The following is a 22,087-nucleotide window of genomic DNA, read 5'->3' as shown; positions in this document are numbered from 1 at the left end:
AAAACTTCTTACTATCCTTTCAGTTGTTTATATTCCTTCATAATTTTTTTAATCATTTCCTTTTCATTATTAAATAATTTGTCTAAAAGATATCCAGTAAATTTAGCATTACTTTTATAAAAGTCGTAACTTTCTTGACTCTTAAGTTGAAATCTTAAGGGTTTTATTGGATTTTGTTTAGATTTTTTCAAAACATTTGGCGATTTTCTTAAGAACTCAAGAGTTTTTGTAACACCATTTTCTATTACATAAGCTTCTTCTAAAATGCCATCTTTAATTGCATTTGCTATTTTCAAATAGTCATATGCTTGACTCCTTGCTAAATGATAATCTTTGATAAAATCTTCAAATGTTCTGTATCCATCTAATTTATAATATTCGTTATCTTTTATTTCTTTTAATATCTTAATAACTTCCATCTTATAATAAATTTCTTGTTGAAAACTAGATTTTAATCTTTGCTTTAACTTCTTGTAATGTTCTTCGGCTTCATTTAGCACTTCTAGGTTTCTTTTGTTCAATATTATCTCCATATATGGACTCCTTTCATTTAAAATGGCAATCATGTCCAGTTACCTGGACATGATTATTGTTATAAATTTACTTAATATATTTTTGTACTCTAGCATATAATCTCTATTTAAATTAAATAGATCATTTTTTGCTATCTTTTTATTTAAATCTTCTCTTTCATAAATTAACCCCAAAAAATTCTTATTGTCTTTAAGCGAACTAAATAGTGCCTTATGGGTATTATTTTTTTTAAATCTAGTTATTATTAAAAAAATTGGAATATCAATGGCTAAATCACTAATTGAGAACTTTAAAAGTTCTAAACTTTCAACAGCCCATTTCTCTGCTGTTATTGGAACTATTATATAATCACTACATACTAAAGCATTGGTTAGCGTATAATCTAGGCTGGGATTTGTATCAATTATTATGTAATCATAATTGGATTGTAAATTTAATAGCTGTTTTTGAAGTTTAATTTCCTTAAATGTTATAGCCTCTTTATTAAATTTGTGTAAACTTATATAACTAGGTATCAAGTCTAAATTATTACTAATATTTATAACTGAATTATCAATTAATACATTCCCCTTCAAAACTTCATATATATTTTTTTCCAATAAATTAAAATTATCTTCTATTATTTTTTTGTAAAAATAACTAGTTACTGATGCCTGTGTATCCATATCAATTAAAAGCACTTTCCAATCTTGAGACAATAGAGTTGTAAATATAATTGCACTTGTGCTTTTGCCAACACCGCCCTTAATTGACGCTATTGTTATTATTTTAGGTTTTTTATTATCCATTTTATTAACGGTCCTTGTTCCGGGTATTTTTTCCCATAAAATTTATATACTTGTTGTTCTAAATCCGTAAACATACTAAATAAAACTTTGTTGTAATGATTATTTGTTCTTTTTTTATCCAATAAACGATATAGCCCTTTAAAATAGCAAAAAACACTTCCGGCTTTAAATCTAAATTCCATATAATATGCCCTTGCTAATGCATATGCTTTTCTAGCCCCGTTTATTTGATACTTTATTAATGGCTTTTTTATTGGTTTTCTGTAGCCATAAAAAATACCAATAAATTTATCTCCTTCTTTAATTGGGTATAAATGAGTTTCTTCAACAATTCTTTCTCCATTAAATAAGGCCCTCAATGATAATCTAAATTCGTGTTTTTTCTCATAAACTCCAAATTTATAAATATCCATCATTATTTTTGTATGGTACATTGCTTTCCCATTTTCTTTTTCAATTAAAATAAAGCGTTCTTTATTTTGGCATTCAACTTTACATTTACCTTTTTTTACAGTTTCAATAGGTTCTGGTGCACTTTCCATGTTAAATCCTTATACGGCCTTTATGCTAAATTCTTCTGTGGTTAAAGAATTTTTTTCATTTTTTATTATTTCTGATAATTCAAGATGATATGTACCAAATACTTTATTGTATTCTATTTTCTTTTGGTTATTCAAATATTCTTTTACAATAGGCTTTAGAATTTCAATATTTGTTTCTTTTTTTAGTTGTTCAATAAGGATATTGAAAATATTTTCCTTTAAATTTTGATAATTTTGTTGAGAATTTTCTTTTTTTCTTTCAATCGACTTTTCTAATTTACGCTTTATATTGTTTAAATCGCTATATTTATGATTTTCAATAATAAAGTGGGGCTTATATTTGTAATTTTCGTATACTTTTTGTAAATTTATTTCTAATTGTTTGGGATTGTACCCGTTTTCTTCTAATTTTTTCCTAGTGTTGTATAGAATTTCTTTTAATTTTTTTTGTTTTTCTTTCATGCAAGATTTTTTTATATTGAATTTTTTTATTAGGGCAATTTCATTTTGTTTTAAGATATTTATTGCCTCAATCTTAGTATCTTTATCAATATTTAAATACAAAATAGAAAGAGCTTCTTCCGTTTTAAAGTTACAATTATTGAAATAATTTCTTAGTTGATATTTTTCTATTTCTTTAATCTTTCTTTCTTCTTTTATATTATTTTTATTACTTAAACACTCCACTGAATTTACACTACTATTTTTGGAAACATTGTCTTTAAAATGGGTATTAACTCTAGATTTAAATCTAGAGTTTTTTCGTTCTTTAAAGTACTTGTTGATTTTCTGGTAACATTCTTTTTTAGGATACTTTAGCTTATAGTAAATTTCAGTTCCACAATTTACACCCATGTGTTGGTAGTAATTAGTTGTAACTTTTAATACTTTTTCTAATTTGTAAAGATAATTTTGCATTGTTCTTAGTGTAGTTGGAGCTAGACCATTTCTTTTTAAATTTTCATTATAGTAATAGAGTATGTTTTTTTGGTTATATTTTTTATCTTTTTTGTTTAGATAATCTAGTGTTGAAGTAAGAGATATTAATTTATGTTGGTGTTTGTTGTGGCAAGTTGGACTTTTTGTATTTTTAGGAAAACCTTTCAATTTTTTACTCCTTTTATAGTTATTAATAATTACTATTATAATGCAAAATTTTGATTTAAAAGTAAATACTTTTCTAAAAGAATATTAAATTTTAATTATTAATTTTGTTAAATTAATACACTTTTTGTAACTTAGTAAAAATACAAATTGATTTTAATTCTAAGTTGGGCTATACTACAAACAGCGTAGTTATTTGAACATTTTTCAGTTTTAACTACCTTTTATAGTAATTTGCAAAAAATAATAATATAGTGGGGACTTAACGAGATTCTTTGAGAAAAGAGTTTGGTTAAGTCCCACTTCTTTTTTACAAAAATTTTTGTAAAAAAGTTGGCAAAAATAGTTTTTGCTATATACTTATATTTATTACTATAAAAGGAGTAAAAAGATGGAAAATCTTTCAAACAATAATAATCAAGAAATACAAAATAATATTCAAGCAAAAATAAGCTTCAGAAAAGATATGAAAACCCTAAAAATGAATTTACCAGGGATTGACAAAAGTCTTAAAGGATATGGATATAAATATCAAAATTTCAATGAAATAGTTAGAGAAATTAAAAATGTTATTAAAAAGCACAATTTGGAGCTTGATATTGAGCAATATCCAATTTCTATAGAGGGTCAATATGGCATAGTTGATTATATTAGGACTACATTCTACAGTACAAGTACTGGATATGAATTTTCTTTTGATACGCGAATTCCTACAGAAAATTTACAATGGAACAATGAAAATGGGTCTAAAGTTACAAATACAGTGTATCAGATGTTTGGTTCAGGCATTACTTATGTCAAAAGGTATGCTTTAGTTGCAGCTCTTGGTATAGAAAGTGAAATAGATACTGATGCAGCTCCTATTTACAATAATCACGAAAACGAAAATTCTATGCCTAGCAAACAATCTAGTGTTAATCAAAAGCAAGAACAAAAAAGAGAACAAAAACAAGAGATTAATCAAATTCAAAAAAATAACACTATTCAAAACCAGAAAAGAGATATTAAACAAGAACAAAAAAAAGATAGGCTTTATTATTACGGTGTTTTTAAAGAAGCTTTGTCTAATATAAAAGATTGGGTAAATAGCCCTACAACAAAAGATAATATAAACTCAATTATTCAAAAAATAAGCTTTATTCAGAATATAGACTCCAATAATTTTGATGATATCAAGAAAATTGAATCTGATTTAATCTTGTATTTTGAGAAAAATAGTGATTTTAAGAGTGTAAACTATTGGGCGGAGATTATAAAAAACTATTTCAAGAAAAATAATAGATTAAAGGATTTACAAGATTTTGAAAAGTTTGTGTCGTTTAAGAGGACTGCTTATGGCCCTAGTCCATTAATATTCTTTAGTATCTTAAAAGAATACGAACGGTTTGATGAGATATTTGCAGCATAGCAAGATTCTTACATGTTAAAGCCCCCATTATGGGGGCTGCTAGATTAATTGCAGGTAGCAGTTGCTTGATCTGCAAAATTATCTATATTGCCGCCGCTAAAAAACCCTTGAACGGTAGTTTTGAAGGTGTTTTTTCCTTCATCATTTCCATTACATTTATCAAGTTCAGTCTTTATATGTTCAAGTGCTGATTTAATTTTGCCTTCATCATTTTCTAAGAATTTATCAAATTTTCCAACACCAGTTAAAGCGGTTTTTAACCAGTCAAGTTGTGTTTTTTGATCATCAGATAGCTTTTCTCTAAGCAGGTCTTCTTTAGATTTAGATTTAGGTTTTTCTTGTGTTGCTTCTTTTTGGGTTAAATCACGCTTTTGTCTGCTTTTTGTCTGCTTGGTATTTGTATCATTAGAATTACAGCCGTTTAGCATTAGTAAAAACAAACAAAATAATATGTTGATAATTTTCATTGTTACTCCTTTTTTTATTATTAATATTCACTTAACTAAGTATTAATACTAAATATGGGATAAACAATTATTATTTGAATTGATATGTTTTAAGTGAGGTAGTAGCTATTTAGAAATGAAAGCAAATATTAGCCCGGCTATCATTGTGATAGACATTGCTCCCATGATTCCTAATACCCATTTAAGCATTTCTGAAAGAGACATTAAATTCTTTTCAACATTGTCTATTTTAGTGTTTAAATTCTTTTCTACAGTATCTATTTTGGCATTTAAATTCTTTTCCACATTGTCAATCTTAGTATTAAGTTCGCTTTTAATAGCATCAATCTTAACATGTAAATTCTTCTCTACGGCATCAATCTTGATGTCTAAATTAGATATATCCTTTTGTAAATTCTTTTCTACAGTATCTATCTTAGTATCTAAACTATCTATTTTTAGATTTAAATTCTTTTCCACATTGTCAATCTTAGTATTAAGTTCGCTTTTGACACTATCTATTTTAGAAATAAGATTATCAAATTTTATATCAAATTGTTTTTCTAAATTTTCTAAATCTCTATATGTTAGCTCATTGTGATAATATCTTTTAGATAAATCTTGTGCTATTAGTTGTTCCATGCCCAGCCTAATAAATTCTTTATATATTTGTTCTTGAGTTACACTTGCAATATTTGTTGACACTGTTTCCATAAAATTTTCCCTTATGGTCATATTATACACTATTTTAGATTGATTGGCTTTAGAGATTTTTATATGTAAAGGAGAATTTCTTGCAAGAAAAACCTTTTTGTAATTTACATTTTTAACTGGGAATATTTATTATAGACTTTTTCCGCTATTGGTTTTGTTTTTTTAATGTACTCTAAATATATGTTGATATTATGTTTTACAGCAGTTATGGAGTGTTCGTCTTTTAGTGTTGATAAATCTGGATAAGGATATTCTGGATAATTTGGATCATTAACTTTAACTTTTGTTTTAGCTAAAAATGTTACTAGGTACATAACATACTCTGAAAGTTGTGTTTCATATTTAGCTAAAGATTTTAGCGTTGGAATAATTGGCGGTTTTGGTTCTTCTGGTAGGTTAGCAATAGTGGTGCAACATAACAACAAAACAATTAGTAAACAATGCAATCTTTTAAGCATTTTCACTCCTTTTAAGCATTTTGATGTATTCTTTCATAATTTTGTTGCGTTTTGCTTTAAGTGAAGTGATAATTTTTTTATTTTTGTCATAAGAGATAGCCTCTATTATCTCAATATTGTATTTTAAAATGTCTTTTATTTCTTCAAATATTTTAGTTGATTCAGCTGTTTCCATAGATTTTAGTGTGCTTATATATGTTTTATAGAAAAAATCTATTACTTTACTAAAAGTATTAATGTAATTATGATCTATGTTTGTATCAGTTTTAGCTATGTTAGTTAAGCTAGATAGTAAATTAAGTCCCAATTCAATAGTGTTCTTTTGCATTATTTGCTCTCTCTTTGTAGATAGGTTTTCCGTCTTTATTGAATTTTAGATCATTGGATATTTTTAGATTTTTATCATTAGAATTAACCAAATCAATAACCGTATTGATTTTTGCATTTAAAGGAGCGAGTGCCGCATTTATTGCTGGGGTTAATGCACTCTCAAGTCTTTCCATATTTGCTGTATAGATTAATTTATAATGAGAATACAGCTCATAAACCAAAAAGAATCCTTTATGTGCAATTTCATCAAATTCATCTTCAAATTTAGAAAATATATCAATAAGGGTTGATAAAGACGTAAGTCCAAGCTCAACATTATCTTTGGATAATTTCATAAGTTAATCTCTTTTTTTAATGTGATTTTTGCCATTACCATTACCATTCTTAAAAATCTTGCCTATTACAATAGTCAATATGTCTTTTAGTAAAGGCTTGAGAAGAATTAATACTCCTAAAACCAGCACTGTTACAAAAATCATTACCGCTATAAGTTTAATTTCGTTTAAATTGATAAGAAGTTCGGTTAATTTAATAGTATCCATTTTTTAATCCTTCATTTTAATTTTTTATTTTTATACGTATATTATATACCAAAATCATAATTTTTGCTAAAAAGTTTACAGTTTTAAAAGATCTGGGACTGGATCTCCATACAAGGAGGCTCTTTTTTGGACATACCATCCTTTATAAATGGGAATTCTGGTGAATAGTCCGCGGGGGCCCGCAATTTCATAAACCCTATTGTATGTAGTTTCATCAGAATACTGAAGTTTTAATGATTTTTTCTGCATCCTATTATCATTGATTTTTACTTGAATTTCAATATCAAGATAAACGGGAGAATTATCGTAACTTTTAGAAAAAATAAGAGTTACATCATCATTGTCTTCCATATTAATAAATATCGCGTTATTCTCATAGTCAGAAGGATAAAGTGTAGTACTTCTAGTTATGCTGCCATAAGCAAGATTTGATGGTACTCCAAGTATATGTTTAGGAACGGGTGTTTTTTGAATAGTATCTGATGAAGGCATTATCAAAAGATGATCACTTCTAGATAAAGTGGCTGATGATATGCTATCTGTAAGGCGTGATTTAATTTTACTAAAAAGGTTAGAAATATTAGTAGAATCGTTGTTAATTAATTTGTCCGTTATTTTAGCATAAATTTTTTCTACAAAATCTTTATCAGCTGCAAGTTCTTCGGCAATTGTAGACTTAATTATCTGCTTAAAATAGTCTAATCCCTCTCCTTTAAATATTTTGTCTTTAGAAGCATCTAAAAAGTTTTTAAAGGTGATAGCATTACTGCTTGCAGCTCCATCATCAAGCAGTAAAAGATCAGTATCGTTAACGGTCGTAACCTTATTTAAATCTTTTATTTGAACCGTTTCTTCTTCATCAATTAGTAATTTTTCTTGATCATCAGCCATAAAACCTCCTTAGTTGTTAAAAGTTATAATATTGTTACCATCTGTATTATTAATTTTGAGAACTCTACCAATAGGAATAATTCTCTTAATAAAAGCATAAATTGAATGATCATAGCCCTTAGGAAGTGAGTTGAATACTAAAGCCTTTTTAGATGCAGCATATCCCGGCTTCTTTTCTCTAAGAATTATCTTTTTTAGTCGTTTTCCTTTCTTAGTGCTAGGCGAAATAAATGTAGTAAAGTTTGTTTTTATTACCCCTTTTAAAGAGATATCAATAACCCCAGCTTCAGGAGTAGTAACTTCAATGTCCACATTTAAAAAGGCCTTGAAAATTAGTCTAAACGACTCATCAGTACCAATATGGCGTAAAGCAAAAATAACGCTATTAATATTGCTTGTAATACTTTGTAAAGTTTGAGTTTTTGCATAAAAGATAGATAAAACTTGAGATATCCATATTGCAATATATCTTGATTTTATATTTTCTATTACATTAATGGATAGGAAGTTAGAATTAAGAGACTTGAGTTCATTAAGCAATGCTTGTGCATATTCTGTTTCTGTAAGTATAAATTTATGAACTTCAGTGCCATTGAATAAATTAGGTATTTTCATATTTGTTAACTATCAATATCAATAAGCAATCTATCTGTAGTATTGAAAAGGAGCATTGTATCATCAGTAATAGTAATATCTTGATTTTTTTTAAAATCGCTATCAGTAATTTTTGCAATACTCTCAGTGTCTGTGTCTTTAATACAGGCACTTATTTCCATAAATTTAATTCCTTTAACTTCATTAACTGGAGCAAAAAAGTCTTGATATTCAAAGCTAATTCCCATATCAGAATAGTTATTTGAAATAATCCTAGAATAAATGTCTCTAATTTGAGAGTCTATGTTTAAGTAGAGATAGTTTTTAAGGTCAAGTTTATACTTTACTTTCATATAAACATATTTTCTTTTTCCTAGCGATATTTTGTAGGATTTTCGTTGTCCAGTTGAATTGAGGCCATCAATTTCTATGTCCCCCTCAAGTAAAGTACCACTAGGGGTTGTTAGATATAATGTTTCCCAAAGTTTGGCTTTAAATTCGGAACTATTAATAGTAGATTTACTAGCGTCTAGTAAAGTTTCTTTTAGAATTAGATATATGTTGGCTTTACCAGCGGCACTTTTAATATTAGTATACTCAACCCCCTCAAGATTAAGTAAAGCATTGCGAACTGCACTGTAAGTTGTGCTTTTTGAAGAAATATGTTCTTCAATAGCAGCCCAATAAGTACCACCAGGTTTCATTTTAGAAAAAAAGAGATTGAGCTCATTAATTATTTCTTCTTCAATTAATGCCAAAGAAGACGCAATAATGTTATAAATTGAGCTTTGATTGTCGTCAATATTAATACCATAATTTACACGCAAATATTCTCTTTTAGCTCTTACAATATCCTTAATTGTACGTTTTAAAATGCCAAAATCAGAATCAAAAACTATGCTCATAAATTAAACTCCATATTTAAAACATCGCCCGAGAAAAAAAAGGATATATGTGCTTTGTTGTCTTGTATAGTAGTTGAAATATTTATTAAATCTAAGTTAAGCTCTTTAGATATTTCATGAAAATAATTTTTTACAGCGTGAAGATTGTTAATTTTTAACAGTTTTAAAAGTAAGAAATAGTCCAATCCCCAATGAGGAGCATAGCTTAAACTACCCCTTAAGGTTTTTAAAAATATCAAAAATCTTTGTTTTTGTTCATCAATTCCATCAACAAGTGATATATCTTTATTAAATACCAATTCAAAATTATTGCCTAATCTTAAATCCATACTAGTAATTATACCATAATTAGCAAAAATTACTTAAACAAACTATTAATATTATTGCTAATTCTAGATGTTGCTATTTGTAAGCTTGCATAGTCAACGACCGCTTGTCCTTTTACAGTAATTCCATTAATAGCACTTACAATACTCTCTAGAATTGATTTTAAGGAAGTTATTTCATTGGCTATTTCAATTTTATTGTTTGCTTTAATTTTAACAGTATCAGAAATTAGATTTAAAGTCTTTGGGCTAATTGCACTAAGTATATAAAAATGATGTTTGTCAAAGTGGATATCGTTATTTTTATCAAAAATATTAACGCTTGATTGAAGTAGCAATACGTTATCACCTTTTGATAATTCTAAACTGATATTAGAGATATTTTTTGTGTGAATTTCTAAATCTTCAAATTCGGGTATTGTAACAATAGCCTCTTGAGTTTGTTGTTTAAACTCCTTTACAGTGCCAATTTTAATTATAAAAATGTTTGAATAAATCCAATTTTTAACGTCCTCTTGTGCTAAAGCATGACCATAAAGACGCTGGTTCATTCTGTAAATTTTATAGTCTTTAGTCATTTTAATCCCCTTTACTTTATGCATTTAATCAGAATCATCAGAATCATCCTTTAATTTAAGTATTAATGAACACTCTCCTGCGTTGCTAAGTCTTGCACTTGTTTCTTTTATGGTGGTTTTTATCATTTTTCCTAATCCATCAATAAATGAAACTTTATCGCCAATTTTTAATTTATGTGTGTAAAATGTTTGTGCGTTCCAATATACACGTTTTATCTTGTATTCACCTTCAATAGCAATTTCTTGTTGTGGAATGAATTCAAGTCCATAATCTTCTAAAGCTTTGTAATTTTCATCTGCTTCAGTTGTTATATCATTAGTAAATATAAAATTACATTCAACATCAAAGCTGTCACCACCAACATCAGCTATTACGTCATGAATATATATTCCTTTTATTTTGTCAACAAATTCTTTTGGTGTTGTGGCATAAATATCTTTTTCAATGATTTTAAGACGATCTTCTTTGTCCATATTAATAATATTGCGATTAGGAAACACAGATTCTATTGCCTCTTGCACCGTTTTCCCCTTGAAGTTTTTGTTCTCTAATTTTCGATCAAAGAAGTTGCTACTAATTGCTAACCGAACGTCAAGCTCAACACTAAAATCACCACCAGGATAATCAGTGCTCATAGGAGTTCCTAAATACCCCGACATTATGAAATCAAAATTTTTTTCATGAGCAAATTTTTTATAGTGTATTTTTACTATATCTCCTACTTCAATGTCGTTGGTGAAGTCTAAGGGCAAATTCCAAAGTACAATTTTTGTTCGTTTAGATTTTACAAAATTATAATTTGAAAACTCATTAGATATGGTAATATCAATATGAATTCCATGTTGTGTATTTATTATAATTTTGGGAGTTTCTTCAATTAAAGAATCTCCAGAGCTTGTATCCTTTTCTAAGGATTGTTTTGCTTTGTAAAATTCAATTTTAAAATCATATTGTAGTAGCAACATTAATTATCCTTTATATTTTTCCAATTCAAATGTTTTTACAATTTCTATTGATAGACTAACTTCAACTTCATCAATGAAAGGAACATCCTTAAACGAAAGACTTGTAATTACAGCTAATTCTTTTAGGCCAAAAGTTGGACTGTAGATACTAAAGGGAACTTGAGCTTGTATTCTATTTGCTAGTTGTTCTTTTGCAAGATGCACGTCAAAACGTAGCATAGTATTGCCAAAAACAGTCATTTTGAGCAAAGAAAGCATTTCTTTATATAGTGAGGTTAATACCCCACCATTTAATGAGATATTTTCACCAATCATTACTGGATTGTAGCTTACATATTCCGCTTTTCTATCGTAATAGTTGATAACTGGTCTTTTGGAACAACTGGTATTGTAAGTGCGTGCTATGAGTTCGGTTTTTGGTTTTATAAAAAACAATTGAGGAACATATCCAAAACCTTTTAAATCCATTCTTGGAAATAACACTAAAAAATTATCTGCTCCGAAAAGAGCAAATATTTGGGTTATTACATCTCTTATTATTCGAGTAATCTCCCAGAATTCTTTCTTTTCAACATCTTTGATTTTTTCCTCGAATTTTTTCTTTTCAAGATTATTATTGATAATATTTTTATTGTTAATATCCATAGAATTTCCTTTTTATTTGAAATTTCCTAAATCATCACCCCCGGTGTTATTGTTGTTCTTTCCAAAAATCGTATTATTAATCCAACCAGTCGCGAAGTTATAAGTATTACCAACAACATTACTAGCGGTATTATATAATGAGCTGCCAATGTTTTTTATTCCGTCAAAAGCACCCTTTATACCGCCTGTTATGGCATCAACGATTTGTTTTAAGATTTGTTCAAAATTAAGGTTCATAATCTTTTCAAGAATACCAGAAATTTTGCCAATTACTGGCATCAAAACATTATTAGTTACGTCTTCAAGATTTTGCTCTATTTTAGCTAAATTACTTTTAGCTAAAGCAACTTCATCAGAATGACCCATTATATTCAAAGATGATATATCTTTTATTAAGTCTTTAATTATCTCTGGCCTTAGCTTTTTTTTCCCTCCCTCTTGAGTTAGAAACTCTAACTTGTTTTTCATGGCTTCTAGATATTTTTCTCCAAATTTGTCTATAGGTTTCAATATATTGAAAGCTTCTGTAAGTTCCCCTTTAAGTATTTTTGAAACAACTTCAACAGCACTTTCGTTATCACCAACAAGCCCCGTACTTCTAAACATAGCTGCTAGTTTTGTTGCATTTAATACATTCTCTCCCTCTTCATCATTAATTTTTAATTCCCTGATGTGGCCTTTAAGCACACTCGATGTTCGCAGAAAGTCTTGTTGTTCTAATTTCCGCTCAAATCCTTTCATTCCCTTAATAGCACCCAAAATATTTTCACGTTCTTTTTCACTGTAAAACACTTTATTAAGTTGTTTTAGTTGTTCTTCTTTAGATTTATTTTCAACTGCTTTTTTAGCAAATCCATACATAAATCCAATAAGCCCGCCACCAACTTTACTTACAGCGTTGCCAATGACATTTCCTAAAGCACTACCTATTGCAATTTTGGCAACAAGTCCTTTTCCTTGAGAAGCTGCGAGCATTTTACTTTTTGCTTTTGATTCTTTTGCAAGCTCTTTATACTCAAGGCGTCTTTTGTCTCTATCAGACATCAAAGATCTTTTGAAAGCTTCTTTTCTTGCTTTCTCAAACCCCATGCCCTGTTTCATAAGCTTTTTAGTCTGTGTAAGTCTATATTTCTCAACACGCTCTCTTAAGCTTTCAAATTTAGATTGTTTGCTAAGTTCTTTTTTCTTGTCCGACAAATTATTTTTTACAATATCTTTAGTGCTACCCAAACTAGATTTTTTGGGTTTAAGATATTTTTCCATTTTGGAAATATCTTGTTCAATAGCCTTTTTTGTTGCAGCATGATCAAGAATCCCTTTAAATTTAATGGTGAATTTGTCGCTCATTAAGCCCTCACTTGCTTAAAATTAATTCATACAATTCTTTTTCTAATTTAATATCAGCAAGTCTATTTACCTCTAAAAGCTCGTCATAAGGCAATTTCTTTACCGAGTCGTATGAGCAAATATTCATAATTACTGGAAAATAGTATTTGTCGTTCTTAATTTCGTCAAGCAAGTTAAAATACTTTTTTCTAGTCTCATTAAGACTTGCAATGGCTTTATCAATATCTCTATTTCTTTTGATCATTTAGCAACCAGCTCATTGGAATTTGATGTACTTGATGAAAGCGAAGTGGCTACTTTTTCATAATCAAAGTTTTCATTGATATAGTCAAAAGTAACAAAGTCCCCAACATTATTTTCATACTCACTCAAATATACCAAAGCGGGTTTTTTTAGATCATTGTCTAAATGAAAAGTATTAAATTGTGCGGTGTAAATTATTGCAACAAGATAGTCTTTATAATAAGAAATAAATTCTCTATTTTGATCCAAAATCACATAGAATTCGTCTAAAAATTTTGGACTTATCATTAAACTTGTGATTTCTCTTAAGTATTGAACCTCATTAAGCTTTAAAACAGCGTCACTTTGATTAAATCCGAGTACTCTATCCCATTCATAGACCGGCAATACTTTTAGTGGATATTCATAAGTTTTATTTTTAGTTAAAATTTTCATCTTATATCTCATTATCATAATAAGACTCTCCTTTTAAGAGTTGTTTGGTTTAGATTTTTGGCAATTAATAGCCCTAATTTCAAAAGATACTTTTTCGGCCTCAGCAGAATAACTTCTTGAAGGCTCTTCAGTAAAAATTGCATAGTTAGAAATAATTTTGGTAGCAATTCTATCATTGAATGCTAAATCAAGCATTTTATCCTCTTTTCTCACATCCATGTTGTAAAACTGTTCATCAGAAAGTTCAGTTAACAAAATGTAGTCATGACTACCCAAAGTAACTTCAATGTTGAAAACATAAGTTATCGTTTTGGGATCTCTTAAGCTTATTACAGGCATACCTTTATCTTCACTACTAATCACTGCTCTTGTTGTGGGTTCGCTTGTAAGTTCTAGTTTGCCACTATGTAGCTGTGTACCACCAATTGAAAAATAAACTTCTCTTAAATCATAAAATTGCATTTTTAGCCCTCCTTTTAAGCACTTAAGCTGTTTTGATAATCAACTATATCTTGAGTAGTAATTACTAAAGAAACAGCATTAATGCTAAAGTTATAAGTAATATTCACGCTAAGTTCTAATTTAAGTTGTGGTGTAGGAGAAAGAGTAAGACTTAAATTTTTATACTGTATAATAAGTCCTCTATCCACAAACCTTTTCAGTAAACATTCAATTGCTGAAGTATATGCATTGTCTCTAGCCCCACTAAGTTGTAGTGCAGATAATTTGCTATTTTGCCTATTGTTTTTGTTCCAAATTCTAATAAGCTCAATAATCGCTTCATTTTTTATATAGTGGTATGTAAATTGTTCGTCTATTGCACCTCCAGCTAGGTCAACACCTTCTTTAAATGCGGGTACACCATCAAGCCCAGTTTCATTAAGAAGTGAATAAAAGTTGATTTTTGCAGTTCTCAACTTTCCAATTACAGTATCATCAACAAGTGGTGTAGCAGCCAGCGGCATGCCATAAGGATTTACAGCATGAAAAATACTAGCTTGATGTAAATATTGACTTATAAATTTGAGGTGTAAATTGTCTTTATTATTGCTGTAAACAGCAATATTTCTTTCTTTTTCAGTATTGCCTTTATCTTTAAATAGTTCTTTTATTTCTTGTTCTTTAGTTGAGAATACAAAAAAAATTGAAGGTGTTTTAAACTTATCATAATCATCTTTATAAATCTTAAGTCCATCATCGGAATTATCACCCTCAGTATTAATAAGTACAACAAAAGTGTGTCTATGTACTTTAAGATATTTTTTTAACTCTTCGGGTTTATCCTTATAAATAAAAAGATCGGCTGATTTTAATGATTCTTCACTTGAATTGAAAAAATTCGACATTGCGGTTTTAAGCAGTGTTTTTTCTTTTCCAAACTGATCTTGTCCATTCCCATTATCTTTTTCTAAAGTTTCAATTTGTTTTTCATAGTTATTAACGGTTAAATTCAATATTTTATAGTTAGCAGCATCTTTATTAACTTTGATTTTAGCTGTTTTGTAAACCAAAAGTGGATTATAATAATTGGGCCTACTAGCTTGAATTCTAGAGTCAAGCAAACTTACACTAATTGTATCTTGCGGCAATTTTGTATTCCTCCTTTAAAATTTCAATTGCTTTTACACTAGCATTAAATGCTATAGATGCACTGTATGCATGGTTGCTATATTTTGTGCCTAAATTAATAAGCCCAACTGTTTGCATATTAGATATTGGATAAATGTAAAAGTTAACTTTACTAATATATTCGGGTTGGGATTGACTTTCTAAAGTATACTTATGGGCTTTATTGTGTAGAAAGTCACTAAGCATACCATAAAGCATTAACATGCGTGAATTAGCGTCAAAGTCTTTGGCGTTTAACACTATTGCAATAATATATATTTGAAAATTTAAACTAAATTCCAAAGCATTTTCATAAAATACACCGGCTCTAGAATTATGATTAAATAGATTTTCTGTACCATCAAATTTCAATGCTATTATATTTGAGCTAGCAGCTGTGATTTTTGAAAGGTACGGATGATTGTAAGTATTTATGATATCGCACTCAAAATTATTTTCAGTTGCATACGCCTTAAACCCTTTGAATATTTGAGTTAAATGGTTTAAAACCATATCTAAAGTAAAAATCATTCAAGTGTTGCCTTATAAGTAATCTCGGATAACATTTTGGCTGTATCAACAAGTGGAATTGCTGCGGTGTTACTACCCTTTTTAAACTTACTTTTGATTGTATTAGCCTTTAAGGCTGGAGCGACTTGTGCTGATAATAGATAATTTCCATAGTACCTTATAAAAGCTTGTCCAATAGCCTCCATTCCCGATTTGGGGTCAAGATTAAACTTAGAATTTATATAACTATTATTGATATATTCTCTAAATTCAGAACTACCAGCAATTTTGGTTAAATGTTTTCTTGCTGGTAAATTGCTACCCCCTTTTTCATGCATTCTAGCAATCCCTGCACGACCACCAAACCACCCAATTTCCAATTCCATTTTAAACTCTAGTTTGTCCATATAAACTCCTTTAAAACCAAAGTAAAATATCCGATTGAAGAGTCAATACTAAATATTTCAAAGTAAATTAAATCCGAAATTGATATGCGGTCTTTTAGTTCATAGTTAAGGTCTTGATATGTGTAAAGTTTGGAATATCCTTGAATATCAGACATATCAGAGTCATAAAGCACTGCAAGTTCTTGTGGCCTTATGTCAATAATAACTCCTGCAAATTCAGTGTACTTATTTTTATCAAAAACTCTCTGATAAGAAGAATCGTTTTCAAGTTTAACAACAGTGCCTTTATAAAACCTTAAAGGTTGAGGATCCTTAAATACGTTGATCATGCGGAAAGACATATCTGAAAGTCTTTTTCTAACACCATTCATTAGACAACCCCCACACAAGATGGCGTTGAAGTTTCTCTTTTTAGTTTTTCTAAAAATGCATCAAGTTGTGAACAAAAATTCTTGTTTGAGCCACAACTCCCCTCGCCGCCTTCTTCGCCTCCACTGCTACTAGGATAATAATCAAGTTCAAGTTCATTGAATTTCTCTTTTTTGATCCTATCAAATTCAAATTCTCGAACAACTCCCTGTTTTCTTAATTGGCAGCCCATATGGTAGAAAGTAAGCAAAAATATTTGTTCATACGTCAGTGAACTGGCATCAATACCGCGTGTTACTAGAATAGCTTGAAGTAAGGATAAATGAAGTAGAAAATTTTGCCTGCTTAGTGCAAATTTGTCTATTCCTAATAGCAATAACACTTCTGAATGGAGTTTTGTTACTAAAAGTTCTTCTTCTCCCGCAACTTGTGCTTGTAAGCTTTCTTGTTCACTCATTTTCACTTACCTTATACTTTTAACTTTGCTTTATGTTAACTTGCAAAATAGTTTTTCTAGTAGCAAGTAGACCGCCTAAAACAAAATCAATGTATGAATGAGCTACATCGGTTGAGTCTTTATCAACTTGTTCATTCGGTGTAGGTAGCATATACTTACTAGGTTTAAATTTAATAAGTTCTGAATTGAGTGGATAAATGAGTATTTTATGTTTTAGCAAGTTTGAAGTTTCAATGTAAACATCTTCTCTATTATTAATAGCCTTAATAGTTTGAATTAAAACATCTTCCCATTTTTCACAACTACTTGCTGCACCCTGTGCTGCTGCGTATGGTTTTACTAGTTTAAGTGACGTTGCTGGGTCAACTATTACCATCATCGGTGTGGAAAATTCGTCGCCCAGTTCCAACTTTGAAAGTCCAGCCTCAATTTTTTCAAATATTTTATCCATTTTATCTTTATCACCACTAGCAACCTCTTCTTTTATCTGCTCGGGCATATTAAGCAGCCCATACATATTTGGAAGCAGGCGTTTTTGATTTTTTCCATCTTTTTGAATCGAAACAGTTCCTGTTAGTACAAAGTGATTAATAAGTTTAATAATTTCACTACTTGCAAGCTTATACGCTTGAGCAAAAGGAAGTAAATTATTATTAATGTCCCCAATATATGAATCTGAAGTATAAAATTTCTCAGAAGTCTGCTTTAAATGTCTGAATTTATACTGTAATTTCAAATAATTAAGTCTTACCACTTCAGAACTAAATCCAATAGTTGAGATAGTATTAACCTCATTGGCAATTGTTGTAGGATTAGCATTTAAAAACGCGTCCCATTTTACGGTTTTTTGATATCCCATTTGTAGATCAACATCTTCAATTTGATCGGGCGAAAACCATTTATACATAATAGGATCTTTAACTTCTCCTATGATATTTGCCACAGCTTTTGCATAATAATTTTCATCAAATAATTCCATATTAAATCCTCCTAAATATTATTAATTTCTACTCATAGCTTTATTCCCAAATACAGCTACTTTTACTAAATAAACCTCATTGCTAATTTGTTTTGCATCAGACAATGCTGTTGCATTAATAGTTGCTTTATTTGGTGCTCCAGTCACCTTTTCAAGAGCACCGTCTTTATTAAAAACAAGTTTGTCTTTTACTTTAACCGTAGAATCTTTTGCCACTAAATATCCCTCAAAATTATTGGTAATTGGCACAATAGTAGCTGTTTTACTAAACTCATCTATGTCAATGCATATTCCATATAAGTCTTCACCTCCACCAGCCTCAACATGTGGCTCATAGTGACTTTGATTATCTTGAGCCTCTTGAATAACTCTTTTTACTCCACGCTTGTACGGATACCCCAAAAATGGATGATTTTCCAATTTATCAAACTTACTAGTTCTAGTGCCTCCAGAAGCAAAAAATTCTACATTTTTGTCTCTAAATTCATTAGAATTGCTAAGCAAACTAGCGTCATGTTGGGGATTTTTCATAAACTTTTCCAGTTTACTTCTTTTCTCTTGATACTCTTTTACTAATTGCGTTGTATCTCCCATTTATTTACCTCCTTTTATTCGCCCAAAGTTTAACCACCATCAGGTATTACTATCTTCTCAAGGCCTCTATTTCCAAAAATTGCAACTTTTATCAAATTAATAGAATACTCTTGCCTAGGATATCTATTTTGATCTTGATTTCCATCTTCGGGTGCAAAATTGATTGTAAATGAATCAGATAGAGCATATATGTTAATTGCGGTTGGTGGCCCACCTCCAGCCTTGATAATAACACCGTTATTATTTATGTCTAGGATTTCTCCTATTTTTATACTTGGATTCCTTGTGACAAGGTACCCTTCAAAATTGTTAGTAATTGGCAATACATACGCGGTACAACTAAACTCACATACATCTACACATATCCCATACATATCAGTATCAGCTCCAACTTCCACATATATAGAGTTCTCTTTTGGAACAAGTTTAACCCCACGCTTGTATGGAAAACTATTTGCTGGGTCGTAAAGGTATTCCTCTATTTTGTCTGTATAACTTGAACATGCAAATGAATATGCATCAACTCGCTCATTCTTAGATTTAAAACAACTACTCAAACCGCCAAAAACCTTATTTTCAATTGAACTCATAGATTTTACATATTTCTTGAATTTCAAAAGGATATCATCAAGCTCGTTAATTGCCTCCAAATAGGGATCTTCCCCTTGTGCATCCTCAGCTTGTCTTGCTTGCCGTTTAGCTCTAGGAGCAGCGGAAACTTGTGCCCCTAAATCTACCTGTGGGTCCTCAACAGCCTCAAGATTTTCTACTTGCATGTTGCCTTTTAAAGCCATAATTTATTACCCTTTTATTGCTCTATTCCCAAATACACTAGCAAGCACTATAAATAAATCTTCAGTTAATTTGTGTGCCTTTGAAAGTGCTATTGCATTAACAGATTTTTGAGCCCCAGTGACCTTTTCAAGTTCCCCATGTTGGTTAAAATTTAATTTATCTCCTGGATTTACACCATTTTGTCCTTCTTTCTTAAGCGTTAAATACCCAGTAAAGTTATTTGTAATTGGTATAACAGTTGCCATACCGCTAAACTCATCTATATCGGAACACACTCCATATAAATCGTCTCCACCACCAGCCTCAACTTCTAGTTCGGTTGTTCCATCTCCAAAACTAAGCTTAACACCCCGTTTATACGGATACCCTTTAGCAGGGTAATTCTCTATTTTGTCTTTACTGCTAGTGCAAACCCCACCAGAATTGGAAAAAATTAGATTTTGGTCTCTAAAATCAATAGAATTGCTAAGCAATCCTGAGTCTTGTTGGGGATTTTTCATTAATGCTTGAATTTCTGCAACTTTCTTATCAAATTCTTGTTTAATTTTTGTTATATCACTCATTTAAAAACTCCTTTAGGCAATACTTGTTCTTTTATGTCTTTTTAGATTTTCATAAAATTGAATTCGTCTTTGCTTGTATGTATTACTTATCGCTTGTACAAATTCTGTGAAATTAATAGGTACAAAATTAGAATCAAGCAAACTTGCTCTTTCTTCTGATTTAATAGCAATATTCCCCTTAATAGAGTCAACAGAAGAAGAACTGCTACTCGCATTTTTTCTTAATTTAATATTCACTTTTGCTAAAGAAACAAGTTGCTCTAATATCTCTCCATCGATATGACTTATGTCTGATACTTTGGCAATAGCTTTAATTTGCTCAATTGGAACGAACTTGCGTACAAGTTCTCTACGTTGTGCTTGCATAATGTCTTTTAATGTATATCCTTTTGCAAGTAGCACCTCTTTGTTAAAATGATTGCTAAGATGTGCTTTTGCAAGTGTATCAATTTCATTAATTCGCTCAGCCTCTAGTAACAATTGCTTTTCAATACGCTCCCGCTCTTCAACTTCTGCAAGTTCTTTTGTTATTCGTTCATTTATACTTAAATCTCGACTTGTCTCTTTAGATTTACTATTTGCCTGCTCTTTAAAACGCATGTACTCTTCAAATTCCTGCGCACTTATAACTTTAGTATCAGCCTTAATTTGCTGCTCTTCTTTATCTTGTGCCTGCAGGTCTTCTTTTTCTTCTTTCTCAGTCACTTTTTAACTCCTTTTCTCAAAATGAGAATAATTTCTCTTTTAAAATCGCTAACTCCTCATTATCAAAGGAGCTACTTTGTATAAGCTGGTTATATTTACTGTAAAGCTCAATTAGCTTTATATCTCTTTCCACTTTTTGTTCTTCACTTAACATAATCAGCGAATTAAACTTCATATCAAGTCCAAAATACTTTGTAAGTTTTAAATTACAAGAGTTCTCAACTTGTTCTTGTACACCTTTTAGAAAATCGTAATAATTGCTCCTATCTCCTTTACCATCATTCCCTAGTCCTTTAGCCTGCTCATTAAAACTTCTAGTTAGGGGTTCTTTAGTATCTGCACCAATTTTTGCCTTAATTAATGCTAAAGCCTCCTTTAAATAGCTAAGATCGTATTTAATAACCTCTAAACTAGCACTCGGAGTAGCTGTATAAAACATTCCCTCATTATTTAGATTGCTTTTTAACCTAGCAAGTTCCTGTGCCAATGAGTCATTAAGACTACGTAAATTAGAAATATCTTTACTATGATTGTTTGAATTTTGTTTTCTTAAAAAAGAAGATAAAATGCCACTTCCTCTATCATTATTGCCTTGAGTAAGTGCACTTAAAGAAGTTGTTGCACTAGAAAGTGCGTCTTGTAGTTGTACTAAAGATTCATCTTTGTAAAACAAAAAATTGTGGTTTTCAATACGTCTTTCTATTTCTACGTATATCTTTTCAAATAAATAAATATCTAGTAAAAAGCTTTCGGTATAACACGGAACATATCTTTTTAAGATATAATCAAAGTTTTCATATATGATAAGTCGACTTTTATGTATTTTAACTGCGTCTAAAGAATTGTTCTTATTGTTGGATTTTACTTTATAGGTTATATGATCAAAATCAACTCCCAAATCTCTTACATATTCATAATCAAGGTATTCAAAACCAATAGGTAATTCTATATTAACGGGTTGTTCAAGATCTATTAGGGTATCTTTGGTTTTTACTAAAACATAGCCAATCCCATGAAAACGGTAGCTTATAATACAATTAAGCAGAGCATCTTTAAGTTGTACCTTTAACCTAGCAAGTTCAAATTCACTAACATTGCGGTCAGAACTCTCAAGAACAAGTCCGTTCTTGAGACAATCTTCTGCTACATTTTCTATATAATTCCTAAAAAATATTGAGTATTTATATAGTTCTAGTGAACTTATCTTATCTATTAATTTTGTTTTTCTTAAATCACACACCTTTTATTTCTCTTTATTAAATTAGATGTATGATAGCAAAAACTATTATTTTTGTCAATAAAAT

Annotated in this window: 33 protein-coding genes; 1 reads left to right on the top strand and 32 read right to left on the bottom strand. The window is 29.8% G+C overall.

Translation table 11 applies throughout. The features are described 5' to 3' along the window. Positions 1–11: 11 nt before the first annotated feature. The 4 genes from BB_RS06850 to BB_RS06835 are packed head-to-tail and all read right to left on the bottom strand — an operon-like array spanning position 12 to position 2,971. Entirely contained in the window at positions 12–533 is a 522-nt protein-coding gene (locus BB_RS06850) for a chromosome replication/partitioning protein (RefSeq protein ID WP_012621303.1), read from the bottom strand. A gap of 39 nt (positions 534–572) precedes the next feature. Further along, positions 573–1,322, bottom strand: coding sequence for a ParA family protein (locus BB_RS06845; protein ID WP_010883829.1), 750 nt, complete (start codon positions 1,320–1,322; stop codon positions 573–575). Then, positions 1,298–1,864, bottom strand: coding sequence for a DUF226 domain-containing protein (locus BB_RS06840; protein ID WP_010883828.1), 567 nt, complete (start codon positions 1,862–1,864; stop codon positions 1,298–1,300). Before BB_RS06840 ends, BB_RS06845 begins: the two co-directional genes overlap by 25 nt. Before the next feature lie 9 nt (positions 1,865–1,873). Further along, the gene (locus BB_RS06835; RefSeq protein WP_010883827.1) at positions 1,874–2,971 is read right to left on the bottom strand and encodes a plasmid maintenance protein; all 1,098 of its coding nucleotides are present in this window, start codon (positions 2,969–2,971) and stop codon (positions 1,874–1,876) included. A 388-nt stretch (positions 2,972–3,359) separates the two neighbouring features. On the opposite strand from BB_RS06835, the gene BB_RS06830 reads away from it, so the two are divergent. Beyond that, positions 3,360–4,376 carry an ERF family protein gene (locus BB_RS06830; RefSeq protein WP_044283627.1) on the top strand — a complete coding sequence of 339 codons (1,017 nt, stop codon included), beginning with the start codon at positions 3,360–3,362 and terminating at the stop codon, positions 4,374–4,376. Positions 4,377–4,420: 44 nt separating this feature from the next. On the opposite strand, the gene BB_RS06825 is transcribed toward BB_RS06830, so the two are convergent. The 28 genes from BB_RS06825 to BB_RS06690 form a co-directional block, all read right to left on the bottom strand. Then, complete coding sequence (locus BB_RS06825) at positions 4,421–4,843, bottom strand: Mlp family lipoprotein (protein WP_010883847.1); 423 nt, start codon at positions 4,841–4,843, stop codon at positions 4,421–4,423. Between the two features lie 105 nt (positions 4,844–4,948). After that, entirely contained in the window at positions 4,949–5,536 is a 588-nt protein-coding gene (bdr, locus tag BB_RS06820) for a Bdr family repetitive protein (protein WP_012663395.1), read from the bottom strand. 104 nt (positions 5,537–5,640) lie between these two features. Next, entirely contained in the window at positions 5,641–5,994 is a 354-nt protein-coding gene (locus tag BB_RS06815; RefSeq protein ID WP_010883869.1) for a BBA14 family lipoprotein, read from the bottom strand. Further along, the gene (locus tag BB_RS06810) at positions 5,987–6,322 is read right to left on the bottom strand and encodes a BlyB family putative holin accessory protein (protein WP_010883844.1); all 336 of its coding nucleotides are present in this window, start codon (positions 6,320–6,322) and stop codon (positions 5,987–5,989) included. The genes BB_RS06815 and BB_RS06810 overlap by 8 nt, the downstream gene beginning before the upstream one ends. Then, complete coding sequence (locus BB_RS06805) at positions 6,303–6,659, bottom strand: BlyB family putative holin accessory protein (protein ID WP_010883843.1); 357 nt, start codon at positions 6,657–6,659, stop codon at positions 6,303–6,305. Before BB_RS06805 ends, BB_RS06810 begins: the two co-directional genes overlap by 20 nt. Positions 6,660–6,662: 3 nt before the next feature. Next, a complete protein-coding gene (blyA, locus tag BB_RS06800; RefSeq protein ID WP_002658481.1) occupies positions 6,663–6,866 on the bottom strand; it encodes a holin BlyA in 204 nt (67 codons plus the stop codon). Between the two features lie 75 nt (positions 6,867–6,941). Then, positions 6,942–7,757, bottom strand: a complete 816-nt coding sequence (locus BB_RS06795) for a DUF685 domain-containing protein (RefSeq protein WP_010883727.1) — start codon at positions 7,755–7,757, stop codon at positions 6,942–6,944. 9 nt (positions 7,758–7,766) lie between these two features. Further along, on the bottom strand, positions 7,767–8,372 hold the full coding sequence (locus BB_RS06790) for a DUF735 family protein (RefSeq protein ID WP_010883842.1): 606 nt from the start codon (positions 8,370–8,372) through the stop codon (positions 7,767–7,769). Between the two features lie 5 nt (positions 8,373–8,377). Continuing rightward, entirely contained in the window at positions 8,378–9,256 is an 879-nt protein-coding gene (locus BB_RS06785; RefSeq protein ID WP_010883841.1) for a DUF276 domain-containing protein, read from the bottom strand. Beyond that, on the bottom strand, positions 9,253–9,585 hold the full coding sequence (locus BB_RS06780) for a DUF2634 domain-containing protein (RefSeq protein ID WP_010883840.1): 333 nt from the start codon (positions 9,583–9,585) through the stop codon (positions 9,253–9,255). Before BB_RS06780 ends, BB_RS06785 begins: the two co-directional genes overlap by 4 nt. Positions 9,586–9,614: 29 nt before the next feature. Next, on the bottom strand, positions 9,615–10,160 hold the full coding sequence (locus tag BB_RS06775; protein WP_010257822.1) for a DUF777 family protein: 546 nt from the start codon (positions 10,158–10,160) through the stop codon (positions 9,615–9,617). 24 nt (positions 10,161–10,184) lie between these two features. Continuing rightward, entirely contained in the window at positions 10,185–11,126 is a 942-nt protein-coding gene (locus BB_RS06770; RefSeq protein WP_010257820.1) for a DUF693 family protein, read from the bottom strand. Between the two features lie 3 nt (positions 11,127–11,129). Beyond that, positions 11,130–11,771, bottom strand: coding sequence for a DUF792 family protein (locus BB_RS06765; RefSeq protein ID WP_010257818.1), 642 nt, complete (start codon positions 11,769–11,771; stop codon positions 11,130–11,132). Positions 11,772–11,783: 12 nt separating this feature from the next. Beyond that, complete coding sequence (locus BB_RS06760) at positions 11,784–13,118, bottom strand: DUF759 family protein (RefSeq protein ID WP_010883856.1); 1,335 nt, start codon at positions 13,116–13,118, stop codon at positions 11,784–11,786. 7 nt (positions 13,119–13,125) lie between these two features. Further along, positions 13,126–13,362, bottom strand: coding sequence for a DUF1322 family protein (locus tag BB_RS06755; RefSeq protein ID WP_010883855.1), 237 nt, complete (start codon positions 13,360–13,362; stop codon positions 13,126–13,128). After that, positions 13,359–13,814 carry a DUF1473 family protein gene (locus tag BB_RS06750; protein WP_010257808.1) on the bottom strand — a complete coding sequence of 152 codons (456 nt, stop codon included), beginning with the start codon at positions 13,812–13,814 and terminating at the stop codon, positions 13,359–13,361. Before BB_RS06750 ends, BB_RS06755 begins: the two co-directional genes overlap by 4 nt. 15 nt (positions 13,815–13,829) lie before the next feature. After that, positions 13,830–14,258 carry a DUF1463 domain-containing protein gene (locus BB_RS06745; RefSeq protein WP_002658441.1) on the bottom strand — a complete coding sequence of 143 codons (429 nt, stop codon included), beginning with the start codon at positions 14,256–14,258 and terminating at the stop codon, positions 13,830–13,832. Positions 14,259–14,272: 14 nt separating this feature from the next. Next, positions 14,273–15,385 (bottom strand): DUF787 family protein, encoded by a 1,113-nt coding sequence (locus BB_RS06740; RefSeq protein ID WP_010883854.1) that lies wholly within the window; start codon positions 15,383–15,385, stop codon positions 14,273–14,275. Continuing rightward, on the bottom strand, positions 15,366–15,935 hold the full coding sequence (locus tag BB_RS06735; protein ID WP_002658721.1) for a DUF764 family protein: 570 nt from the start codon (positions 15,933–15,935) through the stop codon (positions 15,366–15,368). Before BB_RS06735 ends, BB_RS06740 begins: the two co-directional genes overlap by 20 nt. Next, positions 15,932–16,321: a hypothetical protein gene (locus tag BB_RS06730; protein ID WP_010883839.1), complete on the bottom strand. Its 390-nt coding sequence runs from the start codon at positions 16,319–16,321 to the stop codon at positions 15,932–15,934. The genes BB_RS06735 and BB_RS06730 overlap by 4 nt, the downstream gene beginning before the upstream one ends. Continuing rightward, entirely contained in the window at positions 16,309–16,692 is a 384-nt protein-coding gene (locus BB_RS06725; RefSeq protein WP_002658726.1) for a DUF1506 family protein, read from the bottom strand. The genes BB_RS06730 and BB_RS06725 overlap by 13 nt, the downstream gene beginning before the upstream one ends. Next, the gene (locus tag BB_RS06720) at positions 16,692–17,147 is read right to left on the bottom strand and encodes a DUF3890 domain-containing protein (RefSeq protein ID WP_002658643.1); all 456 of its coding nucleotides are present in this window, start codon (positions 17,145–17,147) and stop codon (positions 16,692–16,694) included. The genes BB_RS06725 and BB_RS06720 overlap by 1 nt, the downstream gene beginning before the upstream one ends. Before the next feature lie 19 nt (positions 17,148–17,166). After that, a complete protein-coding gene (locus tag BB_RS06715; protein WP_002658423.1) occupies positions 17,167–18,126 on the bottom strand; it encodes a hypothetical protein in 960 nt (319 codons plus the stop codon). Between the two features lie 21 nt (positions 18,127–18,147). Continuing rightward, positions 18,148–18,720 carry a DUF228 domain-containing protein gene (locus tag BB_RS06710; protein WP_010257433.1) on the bottom strand — a complete coding sequence of 191 codons (573 nt, stop codon included), beginning with the start codon at positions 18,718–18,720 and terminating at the stop codon, positions 18,148–18,150. A gap of 29 nt (positions 18,721–18,749) precedes the next feature. Beyond that, a complete protein-coding gene (locus tag BB_RS06705) occupies positions 18,750–19,514 on the bottom strand; it encodes a DUF228 domain-containing protein (RefSeq protein WP_010883853.1) in 765 nt (254 codons plus the stop codon). Between the two features lie 6 nt (positions 19,515–19,520). Beyond that, a complete protein-coding gene (locus BB_RS06700) occupies positions 19,521–20,078 on the bottom strand; it encodes a DUF228 domain-containing protein (protein ID WP_010883767.1) in 558 nt (185 codons plus the stop codon). Positions 20,079–20,090: 12 nt separating this feature from the next. Then, positions 20,091–20,783, bottom strand: a complete 693-nt coding sequence (locus tag BB_RS06695) for a DUF1357 domain-containing protein (RefSeq protein WP_010883852.1) — start codon at positions 20,781–20,783, stop codon at positions 20,091–20,093. Between the two features lie 16 nt (positions 20,784–20,799). After that, positions 20,800–22,023, bottom strand: a complete 1,224-nt coding sequence (locus tag BB_RS06690; RefSeq protein ID WP_010883851.1) for a phage portal protein — start codon at positions 22,021–22,023, stop codon at positions 20,800–20,802. Between the last annotated feature and the right edge of the window lie 64 nt (positions 22,024–22,087).

The organism is Borreliella burgdorferi B31 (assembly GCF_000008685.2).
Taxonomy (GTDB): domain Bacteria; phylum Spirochaetota; class Spirochaetia; order Borreliales; family Borreliaceae; genus Borreliella; species Borreliella burgdorferi.
Note: the sequence above shows the minus strand (reverse complement) of the source record. Positions and strands in the feature narration are given on the sequence as shown.

Excerpts from the sequence above, each read along its gene's own strand:
- BB_RS06850 (WP_012621303.1), bottom strand. The coding sequence starts at position 533 with ATGGAGATAATATTGAACAAAAGAAACCTAGAAGTGCTAAATGAAGCC.
- BB_RS06845 (WP_010883829.1), bottom strand. The coding sequence starts at position 1,322 with ATGGATAATAAAAAACCTAAAATAATAACAATAGCGTCAATTAAGGGC.
- BB_RS06840 (WP_010883828.1), bottom strand. The coding sequence starts at position 1,864 with ATGGAAAGTGCACCAGAACCTATTGAAACTGTAAAAAAAGGTAAATGT.
- BB_RS06830 (WP_044283627.1), top strand. The coding sequence starts at position 3,360 with ATGGAAAATCTTTCAAACAATAATAATCAAGAAATACAAAATAATATT.
- BB_RS06825 (WP_010883847.1), bottom strand. The coding sequence starts at position 4,843 with ATGAAAATTATCAACATATTATTTTGTTTGTTTTTACTAATGCTAAAC.
- bdr (WP_012663395.1), bottom strand. The coding sequence starts at position 5,536 with ATGGAAACAGTGTCAACAAATATTGCAAGTGTAACTCAAGAACAAATA.
- BB_RS06815 (WP_010883869.1), bottom strand. The coding sequence starts at position 5,994 with ATGCTTAAAAGATTGCATTGTTTACTAATTGTTTTGTTGTTATGTTGC.
- BB_RS06810 (WP_010883844.1), bottom strand. The coding sequence starts at position 6,322 with ATGCAAAAGAACACTATTGAATTGGGACTTAATTTACTATCTAGCTTA.
- BB_RS06805 (WP_010883843.1), bottom strand. The coding sequence starts at position 6,659 with ATGAAATTATCCAAAGATAATGTTGAGCTTGGACTTACGTCTTTATCA.
- blyA (WP_002658481.1), bottom strand. The coding sequence starts at position 6,866 with ATGGATACTATTAAATTAACCGAACTTCTTATCAATTTAAACGAAATT.
- BB_RS06795 (WP_010883727.1), bottom strand. The coding sequence starts at position 7,757 with ATGGCTGATGATCAAGAAAAATTACTAATTGATGAAGAAGAAACGGTT.
- BB_RS06790 (WP_010883842.1), bottom strand. The coding sequence starts at position 8,372 with ATGAAAATACCTAATTTATTCAATGGCACTGAAGTTCATAAATTTATA.
- BB_RS06785 (WP_010883841.1), bottom strand. The coding sequence starts at position 9,256 with ATGAGCATAGTTTTTGATTCTGATTTTGGCATTTTAAAACGTACAATT.
- BB_RS06780 (WP_010883840.1), bottom strand. The coding sequence starts at position 9,585 with ATGGATTTAAGATTAGGCAATAATTTTGAATTGGTATTTAATAAAGAT.
- BB_RS06775 (WP_010257822.1), bottom strand. The coding sequence starts at position 10,160 with ATGACTAAAGACTATAAAATTTACAGAATGAACCAGCGTCTTTATGGT.
- BB_RS06770 (WP_010257820.1), bottom strand. The coding sequence starts at position 11,126 with ATGTTGCTACTACAATATGATTTTAAAATTGAATTTTACAAAGCAAAA.
- BB_RS06765 (WP_010257818.1), bottom strand. The coding sequence starts at position 11,771 with ATGGATATTAACAATAAAAATATTATCAATAATAATCTTGAAAAGAAA.
- BB_RS06760 (WP_010883856.1), bottom strand. The coding sequence starts at position 13,118 with ATGAGCGACAAATTCACCATTAAATTTAAAGGGATTCTTGATCATGCT.
- BB_RS06755 (WP_010883855.1), bottom strand. The coding sequence starts at position 13,362 with ATGATCAAAAGAAATAGAGATATTGATAAAGCCATTGCAAGTCTTAAT.
- BB_RS06750 (WP_010257808.1), bottom strand. The coding sequence starts at position 13,814 with ATGATAATGAGATATAAGATGAAAATTTTAACTAAAAATAAAACTTAT.
- BB_RS06745 (WP_002658441.1), bottom strand. The coding sequence starts at position 14,258 with ATGCAATTTTATGATTTAAGAGAAGTTTATTTTTCAATTGGTGGTACA.
- BB_RS06735 (WP_002658721.1), bottom strand. The coding sequence starts at position 15,935 with ATGATTTTTACTTTAGATATGGTTTTAAACCATTTAACTCAAATATTC.
- BB_RS06730 (WP_010883839.1), bottom strand. The coding sequence starts at position 16,321 with ATGGACAAACTAGAGTTTAAAATGGAATTGGAAATTGGGTGGTTTGGT.
- BB_RS06725 (WP_002658726.1), bottom strand. The coding sequence starts at position 16,692 with ATGAATGGTGTTAGAAAAAGACTTTCAGATATGTCTTTCCGCATGATC.
- BB_RS06720 (WP_002658643.1), bottom strand. The coding sequence starts at position 17,147 with ATGAGTGAACAAGAAAGCTTACAAGCACAAGTTGCGGGAGAAGAAGAA.
- BB_RS06715 (WP_002658423.1), bottom strand. The coding sequence starts at position 18,126 with ATGGAATTATTTGATGAAAATTATTATGCAAAAGCTGTGGCAAATATC.
- BB_RS06710 (WP_010257433.1), bottom strand. The coding sequence starts at position 18,720 with ATGGGAGATACAACGCAATTAGTAAAAGAGTATCAAGAGAAAAGAAGT.
- BB_RS06705 (WP_010883853.1), bottom strand. The coding sequence starts at position 19,514 with ATGGCTTTAAAAGGCAACATGCAAGTAGAAAATCTTGAGGCTGTTGAG.
- BB_RS06700 (WP_010883767.1), bottom strand. The coding sequence starts at position 20,078 with ATGAGTGATATAACAAAAATTAAACAAGAATTTGATAAGAAAGTTGCA.